This is a genomic window from Bacteroidales bacterium (assembly GCA_031275285.1).
In the GTDB taxonomy this organism is placed as follows: domain Bacteria; phylum Bacteroidota; class Bacteroidia; order Bacteroidales; family UBA4181; genus JAIRLS01.
Genome location: JAISOY010000225.1, coordinates 1 through 18,106, shown reverse-complemented (window position 1 = coordinate 18,106; position 18,106 = coordinate 1). Strand labels below are relative to the sequence as shown.

General features: G+C 40.3%; 18 protein-coding genes. 10 read left to right on the top strand and 8 right to left on the bottom strand.

The genetic code is table 11. From position 1 onward, the window contains the following. Positions 1–14 precede the first annotated feature (14 nt). On the bottom strand, positions 15–608 hold the full coding sequence (locus LBQ60_22235; GenBank protein MDR2040644.1) for a DUF5063 domain-containing protein: 594 nt from the start codon (positions 606–608) through the stop codon (positions 15–17). 118 nt (positions 609–726) lie between these two features. Further along, entirely contained in the window at positions 727–1,857 is a 1,131-nt protein-coding gene (locus LBQ60_22230) for an ABC transporter substrate-binding protein (protein MDR2040643.1), read from the bottom strand. 247 nt (positions 1,858–2,104) lie between these two features. Here LBQ60_22230 and LBQ60_22225 point away from each other — a divergent pair, with 247 nt between their 5' ends. The 3 genes from LBQ60_22225 (at position 2,105) to LBQ60_22215 (ending at position 3,844) form a co-directional block, all read left to right on the top strand. After that, on the top strand, positions 2,105–2,521 hold the full coding sequence (locus LBQ60_22225) for a nucleoside deaminase (GenBank protein MDR2040642.1): 417 nt from the start codon (positions 2,105–2,107) through the stop codon (positions 2,519–2,521). A gap of 102 nt (positions 2,522–2,623) precedes the next feature. Then, positions 2,624–3,349 carry a DUF2807 domain-containing protein gene (locus LBQ60_22220; GenBank protein ID MDR2040641.1) on the top strand — a complete coding sequence of 242 codons (726 nt, stop codon included), beginning with the start codon at positions 2,624–2,626 and terminating at the stop codon, positions 3,347–3,349. A gap of 9 nt (positions 3,350–3,358) precedes the next feature. Beyond that, positions 3,359–3,844: a histidine phosphatase family protein gene (locus LBQ60_22215; GenBank protein ID MDR2040640.1), complete on the top strand. Its 486-nt coding sequence runs from the start codon at positions 3,359–3,361 to the stop codon at positions 3,842–3,844. Positions 3,845–3,853: 9 nt separating this feature from the next. Here LBQ60_22215 and LBQ60_22210 read toward each other — a convergent pair whose 3' ends face one another. Next, positions 3,854–5,695 carry a sulfatase-like hydrolase/transferase gene (locus LBQ60_22210; protein MDR2040639.1) on the bottom strand — a complete coding sequence of 614 codons (1,842 nt, stop codon included), beginning with the start codon at positions 5,693–5,695 and terminating at the stop codon, positions 3,854–3,856. Positions 5,696–5,831: 136 nt separating this feature from the next. Beyond that, positions 5,832–6,953, bottom strand: a complete 1,122-nt coding sequence (meaB, locus tag LBQ60_22205) for a methylmalonyl Co-A mutase-associated GTPase MeaB (protein MDR2040638.1) — start codon at positions 6,951–6,953, stop codon at positions 5,832–5,834. A gap of 361 nt (positions 6,954–7,314) precedes the next feature. On the opposite strand from meaB, the gene LBQ60_22200 reads away from it, so the two are divergent. Continuing rightward, entirely contained in the window at positions 7,315–8,568 is a 1,254-nt protein-coding gene (locus LBQ60_22200; protein ID MDR2040637.1) for a PepSY-like domain-containing protein, read from the top strand. 325 nt (positions 8,569–8,893) lie between these two features. Here LBQ60_22200 and ispE read toward each other — a convergent pair whose 3' ends face one another. Both ispE and LBQ60_22190 read right to left on the bottom strand, forming a co-directional pair. Continuing rightward, positions 8,894–9,709 carry a 4-(cytidine 5'-diphospho)-2-C-methyl-D-erythritol kinase gene (gene ispE / locus LBQ60_22195; protein ID MDR2040636.1) on the bottom strand — a complete coding sequence of 272 codons (816 nt, stop codon included), beginning with the start codon at positions 9,707–9,709 and terminating at the stop codon, positions 8,894–8,896. Continuing rightward, on the bottom strand, positions 9,706–10,926 hold the full coding sequence (locus LBQ60_22190; GenBank protein MDR2040635.1) for a GDSL-type esterase/lipase family protein: 1,221 nt from the start codon (positions 10,924–10,926) through the stop codon (positions 9,706–9,708). Before LBQ60_22190 ends, ispE begins: the two co-directional genes overlap by 4 nt. Positions 10,927–11,114: 188 nt before the next feature. Here LBQ60_22190 and LBQ60_22185 point away from each other — a divergent pair, with 188 nt between their 5' ends. From LBQ60_22185 to LBQ60_22165, 5 genes are all read left to right on the top strand, one after another. Continuing rightward, the gene (locus tag LBQ60_22185; GenBank protein MDR2040634.1) at positions 11,115–11,858 is read left to right on the top strand and encodes a hypothetical protein; all 744 of its coding nucleotides are present in this window, start codon (positions 11,115–11,117) and stop codon (positions 11,856–11,858) included. A 107-nt stretch (positions 11,859–11,965) separates the two neighbouring features. Next, positions 11,966–12,190, top strand: coding sequence for a ferredoxin family protein (locus LBQ60_22180; protein MDR2040633.1), 225 nt, complete (start codon positions 11,966–11,968; stop codon positions 12,188–12,190). Positions 12,191–12,252: 62 nt separating this feature from the next. Continuing rightward, a complete protein-coding gene (locus LBQ60_22175) occupies positions 12,253–13,320 on the top strand; it encodes a 3-methyl-2-oxobutanoate dehydrogenase subunit VorB (protein ID MDR2040632.1) in 1,068 nt (355 codons plus the stop codon). An 11-nt stretch (positions 13,321–13,331) separates the two neighbouring features. After that, the gene (locus tag LBQ60_22170) at positions 13,332–14,111 is read left to right on the top strand and encodes a 2-oxoglutarate oxidoreductase (GenBank protein ID MDR2040631.1); all 780 of its coding nucleotides are present in this window, start codon (positions 13,332–13,334) and stop codon (positions 14,109–14,111) included. 22 nt (positions 14,112–14,133) lie between these two features. After that, a complete protein-coding gene (locus tag LBQ60_22165; protein ID MDR2040630.1) occupies positions 14,134–14,679 on the top strand; it encodes a 2-oxoacid:acceptor oxidoreductase family protein in 546 nt (181 codons plus the stop codon). Positions 14,680–14,740: 61 nt separating this feature from the next. On the opposite strand, the gene LBQ60_22160 is transcribed toward LBQ60_22165, so the two are convergent. Both LBQ60_22160 and LBQ60_22155 read right to left on the bottom strand, forming a co-directional pair. Continuing rightward, on the bottom strand, positions 14,741–16,300 hold the full coding sequence (locus LBQ60_22160; protein ID MDR2040629.1) for a sulfatase: 1,560 nt from the start codon (positions 16,298–16,300) through the stop codon (positions 14,741–14,743). A gap of 20 nt (positions 16,301–16,320) precedes the next feature. Next, positions 16,321–17,334, bottom strand: a complete 1,014-nt coding sequence (locus LBQ60_22155) for a branched-chain amino acid aminotransferase (GenBank protein ID MDR2040628.1) — start codon at positions 17,332–17,334, stop codon at positions 16,321–16,323. A 136-nt stretch (positions 17,335–17,470) separates the two neighbouring features. On the opposite strand from LBQ60_22155, the gene LBQ60_22150 reads away from it, so the two are divergent. Then, positions 17,471–18,106: DoxX family protein (locus tag LBQ60_22150; GenBank protein MDR2040627.1), on the top strand; the 636-nt coding region annotated here is incomplete at its 3' end.

Sequence of the window (18,106 nt, the reverse complement as noted above, 5' to 3'; positions counted from 1 at the left end):
GAAGAGAAACAAACCTATTCTTCTTCACCATCATAATCCCCTATCACCTCATCTATGTCAATTTCCAGTTGCTGGGTCTTTTTTGTTTCGGCATATCGATGTTGATAAAGGTTAACATGCATAATGCGTAGTGCACTTAATAGCTTCACACCCCAATATTGCCCAAAAGTTTCGGCACATTCGGCAATAGCATCATTCATATTTTCCAGTGTTCCTGTTTCATACAGCAATACAAAATCTTTTATTTCCTGATAGACATCAGTCAAAATTTCAGACAGGCTGACATCCATTACTTTCAGTGCTCCCGGATGGCTTAAATCCGAAAAGTCCGGAAATGAGTCCAAAGCCCCGATATAAGCCAGGAGACTGGTAAATATCTTATTATAACTTTTTTCATTGACAAACTTATCCACATCCGATGAATATCGAGCCTCAATTTCAGGAAGAGAGAATACTCCATTGTAAATTTCAGAAAGCATGTTTAATTGTACTCCCCAAAAATCAGTAATTTTTTTATCCGGTAAAGTTTCCAGATATTCGAAATATTTACGACAGGTTTTTATAAACTCTTTCGTCTGGGGAGCAATGAGTGATTCTATTTTATTCATTGGTAAGACATTTATTAAAAACAAACAAACCTAATATTTTATTTTGAAAAATAATGACTATTCCTGATTTTTTTGATGATCTGCATCAAATCATCAACGTATCATGAAATCGATATGATCAATTTAATTTGATATAGTAATATAGTTGATGCCCGGGCAAAAGATCCGGATGGAAAATTTTGATCAGGTCTTTTAATATCAAGTGTGGCTGTACAACACCTGATTCAAAAAAATCATTTCCACCTCCTGCACTCATACGGGCATAATTATTATAAACTTTTCCGGTCTTCCATGGTTGAGTATACACCAATCGTTCATCAACCGATTTTATTTCATTCAGGCTCTTCGCCGAGCCAGTATCTATCCACAAGTCGGCGACACTGCCTTTTTCAATAATAGCCTCGATATTAATCGGATAACTTTCATGAGAATCATTGTGTTTCCATAAATAATTCCCTCCAGCATCAGCAATCATATTTGCAGTTGTTGTTCTTCCACCGGGAATATACCAGGATCCCTGCCACGGTAATCCGCACATCACCGTCGGTTTTTGTTGAACACTCCCGGCCAATTCACGTAAACGATTGTATTCTTCTTGTATCGAATCAAACAAAGAATCGGCCAATGCTCCACAATTATAAAATCCGGCCATAAATTTAAGCCATTCAGCCTTACCCAGTGCTGTTCGTTCCAAGTATTCTGCATTGAGCACCACATTCAATCCCAGATCGGTAAGACGGGTCAATGAGCCTAATATCTCATGACCTACACCATAAGCAAAGATAACATCGGGTTTGAGTGCAATAATTCTTTCAAAATTCAACGCCTGATCATAGCCGATATCGATGATCCGGCCATCGGAAATGGCCCGGACGACAGCACTGTCTGATACAAATGCCGGTCCGGATAATGCTTTGATGCTGGATGTTTTTCCAAGTGCCGACAACATGGCAATATGTGTAGTCGCTAAACAAATTACACGCTCTACCGGAGTATATATAACAGGATAATGAGCATACTTTTCAGGAATTCTTTCACCTTTAGGACAAAGAACATAATGATATTTGACACCCTGTGCTCCCTGCCATGGGTTTGAGACCATCAATAGGGTGACGTTTCCATCCTTTTTTATGGTAAATCCATGAGCATATTGAACCAGTGCCGAATCAACCATATTATTTCCCGATCCTGAATCGATTCGTTGTTTTTTCCCGTTGCATGATAAGCCCCCGATTGATAGGCAAATCACTATGAACAAAAAGCGGAACAATGACATAATAAAAGATAATTATGCACAACTCTGCAACAAACAATGTACCAAACACCAGAAAAATGATTTGAATCGGACAGACCAGCCACTTATTTTTATCTTTTCCGCTCAATAAATTATTGATGAATTTATGTCGATTATTTGGATAGATGAATAATTATCCGTATCTTTAATTTATAGTATATAAATTTTAATACTTGAAATTTTGTTTACAGACGAGCTTTGGATGAAGGAAGCGCTAAAAGAAGCGCTAAAAGCACGGGAAAAAGATGAAGTACCGGTAGGTGCTGTAGTTGTATCCGGGAACAGGGTTATTGCACGTGCACATAACCTGACCGAGACCTTAAATGATGTTACTGCCCATGCTGAAATGCAGGCCATAACTGCATCATCATCTTATCTGGGTGGAAAATACCTTAAAGATTGTACGCTTTATGTTACACTCGAACCGTGTATCATGTGTGCCGGAGCTCTTTATTGGTCGCAAATCTCACGGATAGTGTATGGCGCTCCTGATCCGAAACGGGGATTTTCCTTTTATCCGCAAACATTGTTGCATCCATCCACTTCTGTGACACCCGGCATACTGGAGAAGGAATGCTCCGAGATGTTGACTGTTTTTTTTAAACAAAAAAGGAAATAAGCACCCAGTGCTATTTATTGTTTTCTTAAATCGCATTGATCAAATTGATTACGGTTATAAAATATGTCATTATTTTATTAGTATCACTTAATTTGAACAAGTATGAAAAATCTATCTATTTCAGTTGTCTTTATCTTATTTTTTGGAACCGGCTGCATCAGTATTTCTATAAATTCCAAACCCGGAGAGAAGGGAAACGGATCGGTAACAATTGAACAACGCAGCATATCGTCATTTGACAAAATCGATTTTGACGGCGTTTCCAACATTTTCCTGTTACAGTCTGACATAGAAAAAGTAGAAGTGGAAATTGATGATAACCTACAGAAACACATTCATGTATACAATAACGGCCATACACTGGTTATTAAATTTGCAGATGTCCACCTTGAAAAGACTACCAAAAACAATATTTACATCTCGTACAAAGAAATGAATCAACTGGCTGCTAATGGAGTAGGAAACGTAAAAACACAAAACATATTGAACAGTGAACATTTCAAATTAAATGTAACCGGCGTGGGAAATGTGGATCTGGAATTGAATTGTAATACTTTGGATGCTGATTTTGATGGAGTAGGAAACATTAATCTTCGTGGAAAAACCGATCATTTTTATGTTAAGAAGGATGGTGTGGGAAGCCTGAATGCCAAAGGACTGATTGCTGAATTTGTCGACATCCATAACTCGGGTGTGGGCAGTGCAAGTGTTTATGCAAATGAAGAATTAAAATTAAAGAACTCGGGAGTTGGCTCTATCAGTTACTCCGGGGATGCAAATATAAAGTCCATCAACTCAGATGGAGTAGGAAGAATTAAAAAAGATTAACATCATCTGATGGAAGGTAAGATATTACACATTGTCAGGCATGGTAAAGCTTTACAGGACTATCGGGAGATATCCGACATAGACCGCCCACTGGTAGAAAAAGGGATACTCAATAACCTAATAGTAGCCAAACGATTAAAAAACAGATGTAGCATCCCGGACTTAATTATTTCGAGTCCCGCTGCACGGGCACTTCACACGGCTCTCATATTCGCCCGCATCCTGAAATATCCTTCCGAAAGGGTTAAAATCAATGATTCCCTGTACATGCAGGGAGAAGATGCGGCACTGGATATTCTATATGAATTACCGGATGATATCAAAGATGTTATGTTGGTTGCCCACAATCCGGATATGTCATATCTCGCCTCTATGTTTACCCGACCGGTTATTGAATCGTTACCTACATCGGGGATCGTATCTGTCTGTTTCGATACGCATCAATGGAATAAGATACACTCTGCCGTAAAAAATTATGAAACAGACCGTCCGTAAATGGTCCGGCTATTTTTCATTTTTTGTTTTGAAGTCATCTGAAAAGGTCTGCATATAAGCTTTCCCTGTTTCAACTATTCCATCTGTCTCTATCCCTTTCTGGAAAATCAGCATATTACTCACATTGTCGTATGCTATCTGGGCGCTATCCGTAACAAATCCGAAGCCATCGTTAAAATCGTAGAAAGCAAAAGAACGAACAGGTATTCCCAGAATGTCTTTGCTGAACCTATACTTGTGATTATCAATACCCAATTGCCGGAGAACGGTATATGCGATATCCGTTTGACCTGCAATAGTAGTAATGACGGTATCCCCTTTTATCACGGCACCACCTGTCCAGATCATCGGAATGTGGAATTTTTCAGGTTGGTAGGATGGAATATTTCCAGGAAAACGGGAACCATGGTCTGCAGTAATCACAATCAAGGTTTTTTCCCACCAATCGGTTTGTTTCGCAGCATCGATAAAAGCACCTAAAGACTTGTCCGTATAAAATGCCGAGTTGAGAAACTGGCTTTCCTCATCGTCGCCTTTAATAGCTGTTTCCATAGGAACATCAAAAGGTTCATGACTGCTCAGTGTGATCATTGATTTAAAAAACGGATATCCGGAATCATTACAACGTTCCAGCAATTTTTCAAAAACCCAATGATCCGGCACCCCCCATTTCGTTCCACGATAGGTTTCCGGAGGAAAAGCATCCCGGTCGGTAATAATATCATATCCTGCATTGCCCAGGTAAGACATAATGTTAGAGAACTTATTATCAAATCCGGAAACATGTTCGGTATGATATCCTGCATTTTTAAGATCCTTGTTCAGAAATGGTAAATGGCGGGTCTTTTCAGGAAAATTGATCACCTTTGCCACCGGGTGGGAAGGATACCCGCTCAATACTGCCAGCAGTCCCTTATCAGTACGGTCACTGGCAGAATAAATATTTGAAAAGACAATCCCTTCATTGCATAAACGGTTCAGATTGGGAGTAACGCCTGGAGTACCTCCCAATGACTCTATCATCCGGTTAGAAAAACTTTCAAGTATGATAACAAGGATATTGGGCTGTTCCTCTTTTAACAGTATATGGGTATATCCGGCAGGAGGATAGCAATCTGAAAATAGATCCCCGGCCTTTTGCCCATCCATAAAATGATATTCCGATACCTTATCCGATTCCATCAATGACTTTGCAGCATTCCACACCACATTAATCGCAGCGTGATTGGCAAAAATATTGTTTGGGTGATGGTATACAAAACCCACATTCATCGGAGCAACACCCAGGCTTCCGCGTATGGGTAGGATCATCAGCGCGCAGGCAAAAAGAAATACCGGAACGCCTGTTATTCCTAATATCCTTGATTTTTTTAGCCCTGCATTTATTTTTCTGTATACTTTCCATGAAATCCATAATAACACTGCCAGAATGGCCAGTTGAAGCAATAGTATCCATACATTGACGGAAGCAAAAGCTTCTTTCGGTGTTTTCAGGTAAGTCAGTGGCGTATCGTCCAGCCTGAATCCCCAATGCCGGTATAACTCCATATCAGAGATAATCAGAAAACCGGAAATAAGCAGGGCCAAAAATGTATATACAGACAATGCTTTGGATACAACAACACCTTTTGAAAAAGAGGTAAATGTCAATATCAAAGCAGCAATTGCAGAAATATATCCGCTCATAGAGATATCCATCCGTAATCCATGCCCAAAAGTAGCACACCACTCACCAAAATCCATCAAAAATGACAGATCATGGTTATATAACATGAAAACCAGGCGCGCAACGACAAAGAAGGCGATCCAATAAAGGAAATAATATATAAAAAACAGAATCCGCTGTCTCATACTCAAAAGCCAACCATATAATTAACGGAGGTTACAACAGATTAGCCTTTTTCAGGAAAAATTTCACTGCAAAATAGGATACAATGATCAATGCGGGCCAAACAAGCAACCAAAGAATGGATGATAAATACATATTTTATTTCGATTTTAAATAATATTCATTCAACAACATCCTGGCGGCAGCAAAAGAACTGATCTTATCTTCCAATACCTTCTTTTCGTATTCCGGAAGCAACTGTTCTATAGCAGGATGTGTATAAAAATGACTGATCAGGCTGTTACGGATGGTTTCATTCATCCAATACCTGGCCTGATTGTGCCGTCTATCTTCAAAATAACCGTTATCCCGGGTCAATTGTTCATATTGAAGAATAATTTCCCAGATTTCATCAATACCTAATTTGGTGATGGATGAACAGATCGTAGCTTTAGGTTCCCATCCCGACACCGGTTTTGGGAATAACCGAAGGGCACTTTGATATTGTGCCTTCGCCAGTTGCGCCTTTTCCATATTATTACCATCTGCCTTATTGACGGCTATCAGGTCAGCCATTTCCATGATCCCTCTTTTGATACCTTGTAATTCGTCACCAGCACCGGCAATCTGTATCAACAGGAAAAAATCGGTCATAGAATGTACGGCTGTTTCCGATTGTCCCACTCCCACAGTTTCAATAAATATAGTGTCAAAACCAGCGGCTTCGCAGAGAAAAACCGTTTCCCGTGTTTTTCGGGCAACCCCTCCTAAGGAGCCGGACGAAGGAGAAGGACGGATAAATGCATTCGGATCGGATGACAGCTGTTCCATCCTTGTTTTGTCACCTAAAATACTTCCCTTCGACCGTTCACTCGATGGATCAATAGCCAATACTGCCAGCTTTTTGCCGTTGGATGTAAGATATCCTCCCATAGCTTCAATAAAAGTACTTTTCCCCGCCCCCGGAACTCCGGTAATACCGATCCGTACCGATTTTCCGGAATAAGGCAAACAACGTTCAATAATATCCTGAGCCATTTTTTCATGCTCGGGAAGTGAACTTTCTATCAGGGTGATGGCTTTACTCAATATGGTCCGGTTACCATTCAGTATCCCTTCGACATATTCGTCAAGGCTTAATATTTTACGGGAACGGCTCAGGAAACGTTCCAGGGAAGTTGCATTAACTACCGGAGGTTGCTCCACACCCGGATTAACTGTTAAAGCGCTATCATGATCCTTGTGATGCTCATCAAATATATCTTGTTCGTCGTGTTCCATGCAGATTGAAATATTTCAATACAAAAGTAAATATTTTCCATGGCCAAACAAAATGCTTATTCAAAGGTTTCCGCTTATCAATATGGAAAAGAATCATTAAAATCCAGAACATGGGATATTCCCTAAAATCTATGGGATCATACCACTAATAAAAATAGCAATATTCTCTACTCCAGCAGAATCGATATCATTGTAATTACAATTTCAATGGTGAATTCCACGATTTTGATATTCTGCCATACTTTTTTTCATTATTTCAAATTCTTTTCAGTATTGGTTATCATTTTTGTAACATAAATATTAATAAATAACACAAATGAAAATGAAACACAAAACATTATTTTTATTAATGGCTATTTTTATGATGCCACTTTTAGGTTGTAATGATGATGACAACAATGACCCGGGAACAGACAAATTGCCTGTAGCTGCACAAGAGTTTATTTCAACATATTTCAACCAGTATGTTGTTAGCGAGGTAAAAGTAAATAAAACAGAAAACGAAAGAGGGGCTATTTATGAAAGTAAATTATATAAGAGCGGAACAAAATCCGGATCTGTCACATCCAGTGTAGAAATTGAATTCGATAAGAATGGAGACTGGAGGGATATCGAAAGCCTTGTTGATGGCACTCCTTTTCCGGCAGATGTCCTTGAGTTGCTTCCGATAGCCATTGTGCAATATGTCAATACGAACTATGCTGGCATAGGTATTGAAGAGATAGAGAAAAAAGCTTACGGATATAAAGTAGAATTGATCAATGACAAGGAATTGCTATTTGATAAAAACGGAGACATCCTCAGTGACACCCAATCCGGACAGGGCTCTGAAACAGGCAATGGAAGTGTAAGTAAGTCCATTGAAGAATTTATTAATACTCATTTTCCTGATTACACCATAGCTTACATCAAGAATGAGAATGGTCAGGAATATAAAAAAGTTTACCTGAAAAACGGTTATACTAAAAGTTATAAAATCGTATTTGATCACGAGGAAAATTGGATTGAAGTAGAAGGTGATGATGACTTTAATTTGCCGGTACCGGAATCGGTGATGCAGTTGTTACCCGGAAATATCTCCGGGTATATCAAAAGTAATTACCCATCAACATACGTAGTCGAAGTAAAGAAAAAGATTTCCGGTTATAAAATTGAGCTGGCAAACGATGTTGATCTACTTTTTAACACAAACGGAGAATTTCTCGGAAGTGATGATAACGATCAAAATGTTGACATCAATAGTTTACCGGCATCAATTAAAGATTTTCTCGCTACTTATTATCCTAATATACTAATAAGGGAAATAGAAAAAAAAGCCAGGCATGATTCTAATGGAAAAATGTACGAAGTGGAATTAGTCAATGGTGTAGAAATCGATTTTAATCAGGATGGGGCCTGGTTAAGTATAGACGGGAATGACAGAGAACTTCCAGAATCATTCATCCAGACATTGCCGGCTGGTATTTCCCTTTACATTGACACCAACTACCCCAATGCATATATTTCGGAAATAGAAAAAGAAAACAATTCGTATAAGGTAGAAATAATCAGAGACAGGAATGATTTCGAATTGTATTTTGATATGAACGGAAACTTCCTGCGTTTAGACGATTGAAATGTTCGTTGTTAATAAAAACTAATTAAACACAAAGAGGTTATCTGATTGCCACCAGATAACCTCTTTTTTATGAGATTCAAACTGATTTATTGGTTTGTAGGATTAAGTCTTTTGAGAATGATCCCATACTTGAAAATCTGTTTCGATCCAAATCTGACTTTTCCGGATAACCGATCTTTCTTCTAATAATCATATATCCCGGGTAAGTTTCTTAATATTATTACTTCTGTTCAGAAGTTAAGAATGACTGCAATTGAATATCGTAATTTAATTGAAAAAAGAGCTGATATGTTTTCAGTGATGTTCGATTCACTTATTTACTTCAATCGCACCATACAAAACAACCTGAAAAAATTTCCTTTATATCTTTCGGAATTTCCCTGAAAATACCATAAACACTTGATCCACTTCCCGACATAGATGCATAAATAGCCCCCAGATTATACAGTTGCTCTTTGATCTTTCCGATTTCAGGGTGTCTGCCAAAAACAGAATTTTCAAAATCATTGTTGATGGCAGTCTTCCATTTTTCTAGCGGTAATTTTAACAATTCTGAGAGGGATACTTCAGGTTCTGCAGGAGTAATCTCCGAATAAGCTTCGGCAGTACTTACAAAAACCGGAGGTTTTACCAGTAATATATGATAATTGGTAAGTGAAAGCGGAACCGGTGTTAAAACATCTCCTTTGCCTTTTCCAATGGCAGGACGGTTTCCAATAAAAAAAGAACAATCACTTCCTAACCGGCCGGCATATTCGACTAATTCGGAATCAGAAATGCCCAACAGGAATAACTGGTTCAATGTTTTCAGGGTATATGCCGCATCGGAAGAACCACCCCCCAACCCTGCACCTATAGGTATCCGTTTATGCAAACGTATAGTCACCGGCGGTAAATCATAAATAGTGTCCAATAAGCAATATGCTTTGTAACACAGGTTATTTTCCACCGGCTGATCTCCCAGGTCAATTCCCATACATTCCAGGGATATTTTTTTCTCACTATTTGCTAATTTTATTTCCAGGACATCACACAATGAAACCGGGTAAAAAGCTGTTTCAATGTCGTGAAATCCGTCCACACGTTTCCCTGTAATCATCAGGCCGATATTAATCTTGGCATTGGGGTATACAATCATAGCTTCCGGTCATTTATGGTAAAATAAAATATTTGGCAGGCATTTCCCTTGCTTTCCGGATGATTTTGTTTGCCGGTCCTGATCACTATTTCATGTTTGCCATCCGGTAATTCGGATTCAAGCATGGTAACCCAGGGAATATAGAGGCTCCGGCTCCACTTGGTATAGAGATCTTTCTGGCGAAAGGGTTGTCCATCTACACTGTATTCGATGATACCGGCATCCGGTCCTGCAACATTAAAGATCCCAATAGCAGTCCCTTCAAAGGTAAAATAAAGTTCTGAACCCGGATCGAGCGCTTCTAAAGCAGGAACATTCACAAAACCCTTACGGGTTGATGCTTTTAACTTAGGTATCCATTCAGGCTCATATTTCCAACCGTGTTTCAGTCTTGCTTCACGTATATCCGCCAGCCTTCCCCGGTAATAACTAAATGAATCCATTGGAACAGGAGGCAGAAGATGAGGATGTATCCTTGCTGTATCCGGTAAAGGTTGTTGCCACATCTGATCGAATAAACGACTAATAGTGGCTGCGTATATTTTGTGTCCAAGTGGGGCCGGATGTGTCCCTCCAAACATTTTCCAGTCAAACTCCCCATCCTGCATCCGTTGAGATACTTCCGACGCAAGATCGATGGAAGAAACCTGATAGTATGCTGCCACCCTTTCGTGATTCTGAATGACTTCAGGAATTTTTCCACTGGCCAGCGGGTCCAGCATTTCATCCCAGATAAAATGAAGCATGATAATATCCATATCAGGATTTGAAAGGCGGGCCTGACGAATGATCCCTTCCATACCCCGTATCTGTTCTATGGCATTAAACCCATTGGTCTCATCATTTACCGCAGCTTCTTCGAATAACAGGTCAACAGTGCCGTTTTTCAACACATCCCTTTCAAAACGAAAAGCTCCGGGGGTAGTGCCTGTAGAACTGATACCTGCAGCAATAAAATCGAATTCAGTATCAGGAAACCGTCGCTGTAATTCTTCACATATCATTTCACGCCATCCTTTCATTTCAGTGATAGACCCTCCCATAAATGCAACACGACCTTTCTTTTCTCTTTCAAATTTTATCCGGCAATTATTGAGGGTTCCCCGGTTATAAATATGTGTTTTATCCGGGGAAACATCATCCTGTGGCACAAAAGCTTCAGCTTGCACCCCTGGATAACAAAGAAAACAGAATAGAAAAATTGCAGTTAAAAACATATGCTTATTTTTATTACTAAGAAACTCCTGAATACGAAGTAGGTGAAAAGTCATATCAATATTAAACGATAAAAATCAGAAAAATAACATCTGCATCAAACAAAAGTAACTGTAGCGCTTCTATTTCACAAGGAAATTGTGTTTTTTTGTATTTATTTTTTTTGTTATTCCTTTTATGATATAAAAATATGATCTCCGGTAAGCTAAAATACAGACAAACATTAAGGTGTAACTACATCATGGTCTTGTTGTTGTTTTTATCCTGTAAGATTTTTGCCGGGTTCACCATAGAGTTGGATGTAACTTTTAATGAAGATTCCCTTCATTATCAAAACATTTTTGTGATCGCACCGGATATGGAAGAAGCCGGTGACACGATTACTATTTTCAATTCAATGGCATTTAAAGGCCAACTCCAAACAAGTTTATTCTTTACGGCTTCACAAAAACAGGAAATAAAAATAACCGCTGTAACCTCAGACGGGAAAGAAGCAGAAAGCAGGTCATTTCAAATTTCGCCCCAAAGAAGCACTTTCTCGGTTCTTATTGATGCAGAAAAAATAAAAGTCCGGACGAAAGATTTTCTATATCCGCAAAAAAATGATGATGAAAAGTCATATTTTGTCTTTCTGTTAATATTCTTTATTGTAAAGCTTTTGATAGCATGCATTTATATTTTCCTCACCAAACTTCCCAAACGCCTGATCTCGATTAGTGCAGGCATATTCCTGTTCAGTGGTTTTTTTGAATGGGTTCTCCCGGTCAATTATCTTATCCGTTTTTTTATCATAGCCCTGATAGAGTTTTTACTGATCATCATTTTTGCAAAAAAAGACCTGACCTGGATACAGTCGATTATCCTGATCATCATAGTCAACCTTGCAGGATTCGGAATTATTGTCCTGTCGTATTTGATATATGTATTCTGGTAAGGAAGTACTTATTTGTCTTATCTCGATTAAATTCATACTATTTTTTGTATTTTTGCAGCCGATTTAACATTAATGGTACCAACCGTTAATTTTCAAACATAGAAAATATGGCAAAAGTAAAAGGGGCAATAGTTGTTGATGCAGAGCGTTGTAAAGGTTGTAGCGTATGCACGGTGAATTGTCCGCAACATGTAATTACATTAGGCAAGAACGTCAACTCCAAAGGTTATTATTATGCAGCGATGGTAAATCCCGAAGATTGTACAGGGTGTACCAATTGTGCGATCATATGCCCGGACGGAGCCATTACCGTATATAGGATAAAAGAATAGTCAATTAAAGCTATTCTTTCCCAAAATGAGACGATTAATCAGTAAATCATAAAAGATATCCAATGAAAGAACTTCGGTTGATGAAGGGCAATGAAGCCATAGCTGAAGCAGCTATCCGCGCAGGAGCAGATGCCTATTTCGGTTATCCCATCACTCCGCAATCGGAAATATTAGAATATTTAGTCGAACAAAATCCGGAAGAGACTACCGGTATGGTTATCTTACAGGCTGAAAGTGAGGTAGCTGCCATTAATATGGTATATGGCGCTGCGTCTACCGGAAAGCGTATCATGACCTCCTCTTCAAGTCCCGGCATTAGCCTGATGACAGAGGGTATTTCTTATCTTGCCGGAGCGGAACTTCCCTGCCTGATCGTTAATGTGGCACGTGGAGGACCGGGCCTGGGCACTATCCAACCATCGCAGGCCGATTATTTCCAGAGTACCAAGGGAGGTGGACATGGTGACTACCGTATGCTGGTGCTGGCACCATTCTCTGTTCAGGAAATGGCCGATTTTGTATCGCTCGGATTTGAACTTGCTTTTAAATACCGGAATCCTGTCCTGATCCTTTCCGATGGAGTGATCGGACAAATGATGGAAAAAGTGGAATTACCGGAATTCCAACCACGTAAGACAGATTATGAACCTTGGGGAACCACAGGCAAAACGCCCGACAGGGAACGGAATATTATTACCTCGCTGAACCTGGACGCATTGGAACACGAACAGCATAATTTCAAGCTTCAGGCCAAATACAAACAAATGGAAGAAGAAGACACCCGGTGTGAAACTTCTTTTTGTGAAGATGCCGAATACCTGATCATTGCTTATGGAGCCAGTGCCCGTATCAGCAGGAAAGCCGTTGAACTGGCCCGTGCAAAAGGTATTAAAGCGGGTTTATTCCGCCCCATCACACTTTTTCCTTTTCCGTCTAAGGAACTGAACGAAGCAGCGCGTAATGCAAAAGGATTACTATCTGTTGAAATGAGCGCAGGACAAATGATTGAAGACGTCAAGCTAGCTACCGGATGCCGGATCCCCGTTCAGCATTTTGGCCGCTATGGTGGAGTAGTACATGCTCCCGGAGAAATACTGGAAGCTTTAGAGAAACTGAAAGACAACAAGTAACAAAGAAGCCAATGGAAGTTAAAGATATTGTCAACGAAAAAAATTTAGTATACAAGCCCAGTGAATTGCTTACCGGAGCTACTTTTAATTTTTGTCCGGGTTGTGGGCATGGAACGGTAGTCCGGATGATCATGGAGATAGTGGAAGAAATGGGCATACAAGGAGATACGATCGGTATTTCACCCGTAGGCTGCTCGGTATTGTTGTATGATTTTTATAATATCGATGTGATACAAGCAGCACACGGACGGGCGACTGCAGTGGCAACAGGTGTCAAACGGGTTCTTCCCGAAAAGTTCGTTTTCACCTATCAGGGTGACGGAGATCTGGCTGCCATTGGAACCGGAGAAACCATCCATACCTGTAACCGTGGTGAGAATATTGCTATTATATACATCAACAATGGCACCTACGGCATGACCGGAGGGCAGATGGCGCCAACCACCATTCCGGGAATGAAAACATCCACTTCTCCCCTGGGAAGGAATGTAGAAACGATGGGATATCCCTTACGTATTACCGATCTTGTGGCCGGGCTTGAAGGGACATATTATGTTACGCGCCAATCGGTACATACGGCTGCGGCTGTAAGAAAAACAAAAAGAGCCATCCGTACGGCATTTGAGAATCAGAAATTGAATAAAGGCACTTCTTTTGTGGAAGTAGTATCCAGCTGCAATTCGGGATGGAAGATGACCCCGTTGCAAGCCAATCAATGGATGGAAGAGAATATGTTCCCCTATTATCCGTTGGGTGACCTGAAAGCAAACGGGGAATTAATCAAGAAATAGCCGGACAAAAAAGTAAAGAAAAATGACAGAAGAAATAATCATAGCCGGATTTGGCGGTCAGGGGGTACTATCAATGGGAAAAATCCTGGCTTATTCGGGAATTATGCAGGGTATGGAAGTTAGTTGGATGCCTTCTTACGGACCCGAGATGAGAGGTGGAACGGCCAATGTTACGGTCATCCTGAGCGACGAACCGGTAAGCTCTCCGGTACTCAACCAATTCGATACGGCTATTATCCTTAATCAACAGTCGATGGATAAGTTCGAGCCGATGGTGAAACCGGGCGGCATATTGCTTTACGACAGCAATGGGATCATTCGTCATCCTGAACGGAAGGACATCAAAATATATTGTATTGAAGCAGCTGTGGAGGCATCGAAAACCGATCCGCGCATTTTTAACATGATCGTACTGGGCGGCTACTTGTCCATTCGCCCTTTCCTGAAAGTTGAAAATGTTATTGAAGGATTGAAAAAATCCCTTCCCGAACGGCACCATAAACTTATTCCGCTCAACCAACAGGCCATTACCACTGGAATGACGCTGGTTAAGGAAATAACCCTATAAGTTATTTACATTTTTAGCCCTGAATTTATACCTTTTAACCGGGTCCCGTATTCAGCAAGAACTAATATACTCCTTGATTCCTGTGGTCATTATGTTTACGTACCGTCCTTTTTAGCGGGATCGACATTCCATCTGTAGACTCCAGCCAATCATATACATCAGCTGTTAACTGGTGGATGATATCCTGATATTCAGGGTGTGCTATCAGATTTTTGGTCTCGTAAGGATCGTTCCGGATATCAAAAAACTCATTGGTATCCCAAACGCCATGATAACGGATCAATTTATATTGATCGGTACGTACACCGTGCATGGTCGGTGTTTGAGGAAAATCATACTCCCAGTAATATTCATAAAAAATACGGTCGCGCCAGTCAACATTCTTTCCTTCCATTAAAGGGATAAAGGAACTACCACTCATGTGTTCCGGTTTTTCTTTGCCTGCAATTTCAAGTACAGTGGGTGCAATGTCAATATTTTGGATCATCTGTTCGATCACCATACCTCCTTTGCATACTTCGGGACAACGAGCCAACATGGGTACCCTTACCGATTCTTCATAAAATTGCCTTTTATCTATCAATCCATGCTCTCCCCATGCAAATCCGTTATCGCCCATATATATCACCAATGTAGATTCATCCAGTCCCACTTCTTCAAGATAATCCAAAATGGCCCCTATGCTTTCATCTACTCCACGTAATGTTTCACAATAACGGATGACATTGGTCTGCCACGGTTGCCTCCCATGATATGCATAATCCACTCCATGCCAGCTTTCACGCTGGGCTTTGACCCAATCCGGGTGCATTTCTTCCCCATAATAATCCGTTCCCCTGGCTACCTTACCTGTTTTGGTATCCTTCGTGGGTAAAGATCTTATTCCATATTTCGGATGATCAAATGATGGAGGAAGAGGAACCTCTTTACCGGCATAACAGCCGGCATGCCTTTTTGCAGGTAAGAAGTTATCATGTACCGCTTTATGCGATAAGTAAACAAAAAATGGTTGCCCTTCTTTTTGTCCTTTCATCCAGTCGATCGCATGTTCGGTCAATAAGTCCGTAATATAAGTACTGTCTTTGTATGCAATTTGTTCTCCATTGATATTGAGTTTCGGATTGTAGTACTGTCCTTGTCCACGGAAGCTTTCCCAGTGGTCAAATCCGGGACGCGGATCGTCTGTATCATGGCCCATATGCCATTTTCCGAAAAATGCTGTTTTATATCCTGCTTTCTGAAGGTACTGGGGGAAAAATATCAAACCTTCGGGTACAGGAGCAGAATTATCGACTACGGTATGTTCATGCGAAAACATTCCGGTAAGAATAGAAGCCCTGCTGGGTGAAGATAACGAAGTGGTAACAAAGGCATTTTTCAGGTATGCTCCTTCCTTCGCCAAGCGATCCATATTCGGCGTCTCCAGCCAGGGAATACGACCTGTAAAACCCATAAAATCATACCGATGATCATCACTCAGGATAAAAATAACATTCCGAGGCTTACTGAATCCTGCAAAGTCGGATAATTCCAATGATTTATTTTCCGTTGCTTTATCTCCCTGAGGTACACAAGATACAAGCACCGGAAATATACCCCAATATTTGAAATAAGGTTTCACAGCTATAGTTTGGTTTATGATCAATCAATTACAGTTACCCACTGATATTTATCAGGAACATCACCATACTGAATGGCCCTTAACAGATTGTATAATTTCGTACATACCGGTCCGGCATCTTTTCCATAATCATATATTTGATTTTCCTGTGGATCGAATATTTTCCCGATCGGAGTTATGACAGCTGCCGTTCCACATTCTCCGACCTCCTCAAAAGCACCTAATTCGCTGATTTCAATCTGCCGGCGTTCTACTTTAATACCTAAATCCTTAGCGATAGTCATCAGACTGTCATTGGTAATAGAAGGAAGAATACTCCTCGATCTGGGCGTTACATAGGTATTGTTTTTGATCCCAAAGAAATTCGCCGGGCCACATTCATCAATATACTTCTTTTCCCTTGCATCAAGATACAAACTGGTAGAGTATCCCAAACGCTGGGCTTCGGCAGCAGCCGGAAGGCTGGCGGCATAATTCCCACCCACTTTTATATGCCCTGTCCCCAAAGGAGCAGCACGATCACTATCACGTGTAATCATCACATCAACGGGTTTAAATCCTGTTTTGAAATAAGGACCTACCGGTGTTACAAATACAAGAAAAAGATATTCTTTTGATGGCTTTACACCGACTTCAGCACCGGAGCCGATCAATAGCGGGCGTATATATAAAGCAGCTCCGGATTCATAAGGCGGGACAAAATGTTGATTCAACCCGATTACTTTTTTCACTGCCTCTATATATAACTCAACCGGAGGTGCTGCCATCTGGATATAGGTACCCGATTCGATCATACGGCGGGCATTATCTGCACAACGGAATAACCGGATTTTTCCATCCTTTCCACGAAAAGCCTTCATTCCTTCAAAGACTTCCTGGCCATAATGTAATGAAGTAGCGGCCATATGCAGCATGATGTACTCGGACGAATGAACCTCTAATTCACCCCACTTTCCATCCCTATAATAACAACGAACATTATAATCGGTCTGCATATAACCGAAAGGCAGGTTTTTCCAGTCAATTTTTTCCATTTGGCACTTATTTATTTGATATAATGCAAAGATATATAAAGTATCTTATGATTTTGTTCCTCTCTGTTTTTGTTCATGAAAATTTTCAGTTAGGAAAAAATACGTAATTTTGGCGTCGAAAATAATACAGTAGCCAATGAAAAACATCGCTGCCATATCTCGCATCCTTTTAGGGATCGTGTTTGTCTTTTCAGGATTTGTTAAAGGCATAGACCCGTTAGGTTCCACCTATAAATTCATCGATTATTTTACTGCTTTTAACCTGTCGTTTTTATCTCCTCTGGCGTTCATACTGGCTATTTTGATGAATGCAGCAGAATTTCTGATCGGAGTATCTTTGATCTTAAGATTACGGATGAAAGTATCGGCATGGGCGGTTTTTTTATTCATGTGTTTTTTTACCGTACTTACATTTATCCTGGCACTGACAAATCCGGTCAGTGATTGCGGATGTTTTGGTGATGCCCTTGTCCTGACTAACTGGGAAACCTTCTTCAAGAATCTGGTGTTAATGGCATTGGCATTGATTGTTTTTCTATATCGTAAGAAATATGAACCTGTTTACAGACCGGTTACCGAATGGATTTGTGTTGTACTGATAGCTGGTGTCATCATAGGTATATCCGTTTATTGTTATCGTCATCTTCCCTTATTGGATTTTCGCCCTTACAGCGTCGGCGCTAATATTCCGCAAGGAATGACCATTCCGGACGGCATGCCCACCGATGAATTTAAAACAACATTATACTACGAAAAAGATGGAGTGGTAAAA

Excerpts from the sequence above, each read along its gene's own strand:
- LBQ60_22170 (MDR2040631.1), top strand. The coding sequence starts at position 13,332 with ATGGAAGTTAAAGATATTGTCAACGAAAAAAATTTAGTATACAAGCCC.
- LBQ60_22235 (MDR2040644.1), bottom strand. The coding sequence starts at position 608 with ATGAATAAAATAGAATCACTCATTGCTCCCCAGACGAAAGAGTTTATA.
- LBQ60_22225 (MDR2040642.1), top strand. The coding sequence starts at position 2,105 with ATGAAGGAAGCGCTAAAAGAAGCGCTAAAAGCACGGGAAAAAGATGAA.
- LBQ60_22180 (MDR2040633.1), top strand. The coding sequence starts at position 11,966 with ATGGCAAAAGTAAAAGGGGCAATAGTTGTTGATGCAGAGCGTTGTAAA.
- LBQ60_22155 (MDR2040628.1), bottom strand. The coding sequence starts at position 17,334 with ATGGAAAAAATTGACTGGAAAAACCTGCCTTTCGGTTATATGCAGACC.
- LBQ60_22210 (MDR2040639.1), bottom strand. The coding sequence starts at position 5,695 with ATGAGACAGCGGATTCTGTTTTTTATATATTATTTCCTTTATTGGATC.
- LBQ60_22175 (MDR2040632.1), top strand. The coding sequence starts at position 12,253 with ATGAAAGAACTTCGGTTGATGAAGGGCAATGAAGCCATAGCTGAAGCA.
- ispE (MDR2040636.1), bottom strand. The coding sequence starts at position 9,709 with ATGATTGTATACCCCAATGCCAAGATTAATATCGGCCTGATGATTACA.
- LBQ60_22165 (MDR2040630.1), top strand. The coding sequence starts at position 14,134 with ATGACAGAAGAAATAATCATAGCCGGATTTGGCGGTCAGGGGGTACTA.
- LBQ60_22200 (MDR2040637.1), top strand. The coding sequence starts at position 7,315 with ATGATGCCACTTTTAGGTTGTAATGATGATGACAACAATGACCCGGGA.
- LBQ60_22185 (MDR2040634.1), top strand. The coding sequence starts at position 11,115 with ATGATCTCCGGTAAGCTAAAATACAGACAAACATTAAGGTGTAACTAC.
- LBQ60_22220 (MDR2040641.1), top strand. The coding sequence starts at position 2,624 with ATGAAAAATCTATCTATTTCAGTTGTCTTTATCTTATTTTTTGGAACC.
- LBQ60_22190 (MDR2040635.1), bottom strand. The coding sequence starts at position 10,926 with ATGTTTTTAACTGCAATTTTTCTATTCTGTTTTCTTTGTTATCCAGGG.
- LBQ60_22215 (MDR2040640.1), top strand. The coding sequence starts at position 3,359 with ATGGAAGGTAAGATATTACACATTGTCAGGCATGGTAAAGCTTTACAG.
- meaB (MDR2040638.1), bottom strand. The coding sequence starts at position 6,953 with ATGGAACACGACGAACAAGATATATTTGATGAGCATCACAAGGATCAT.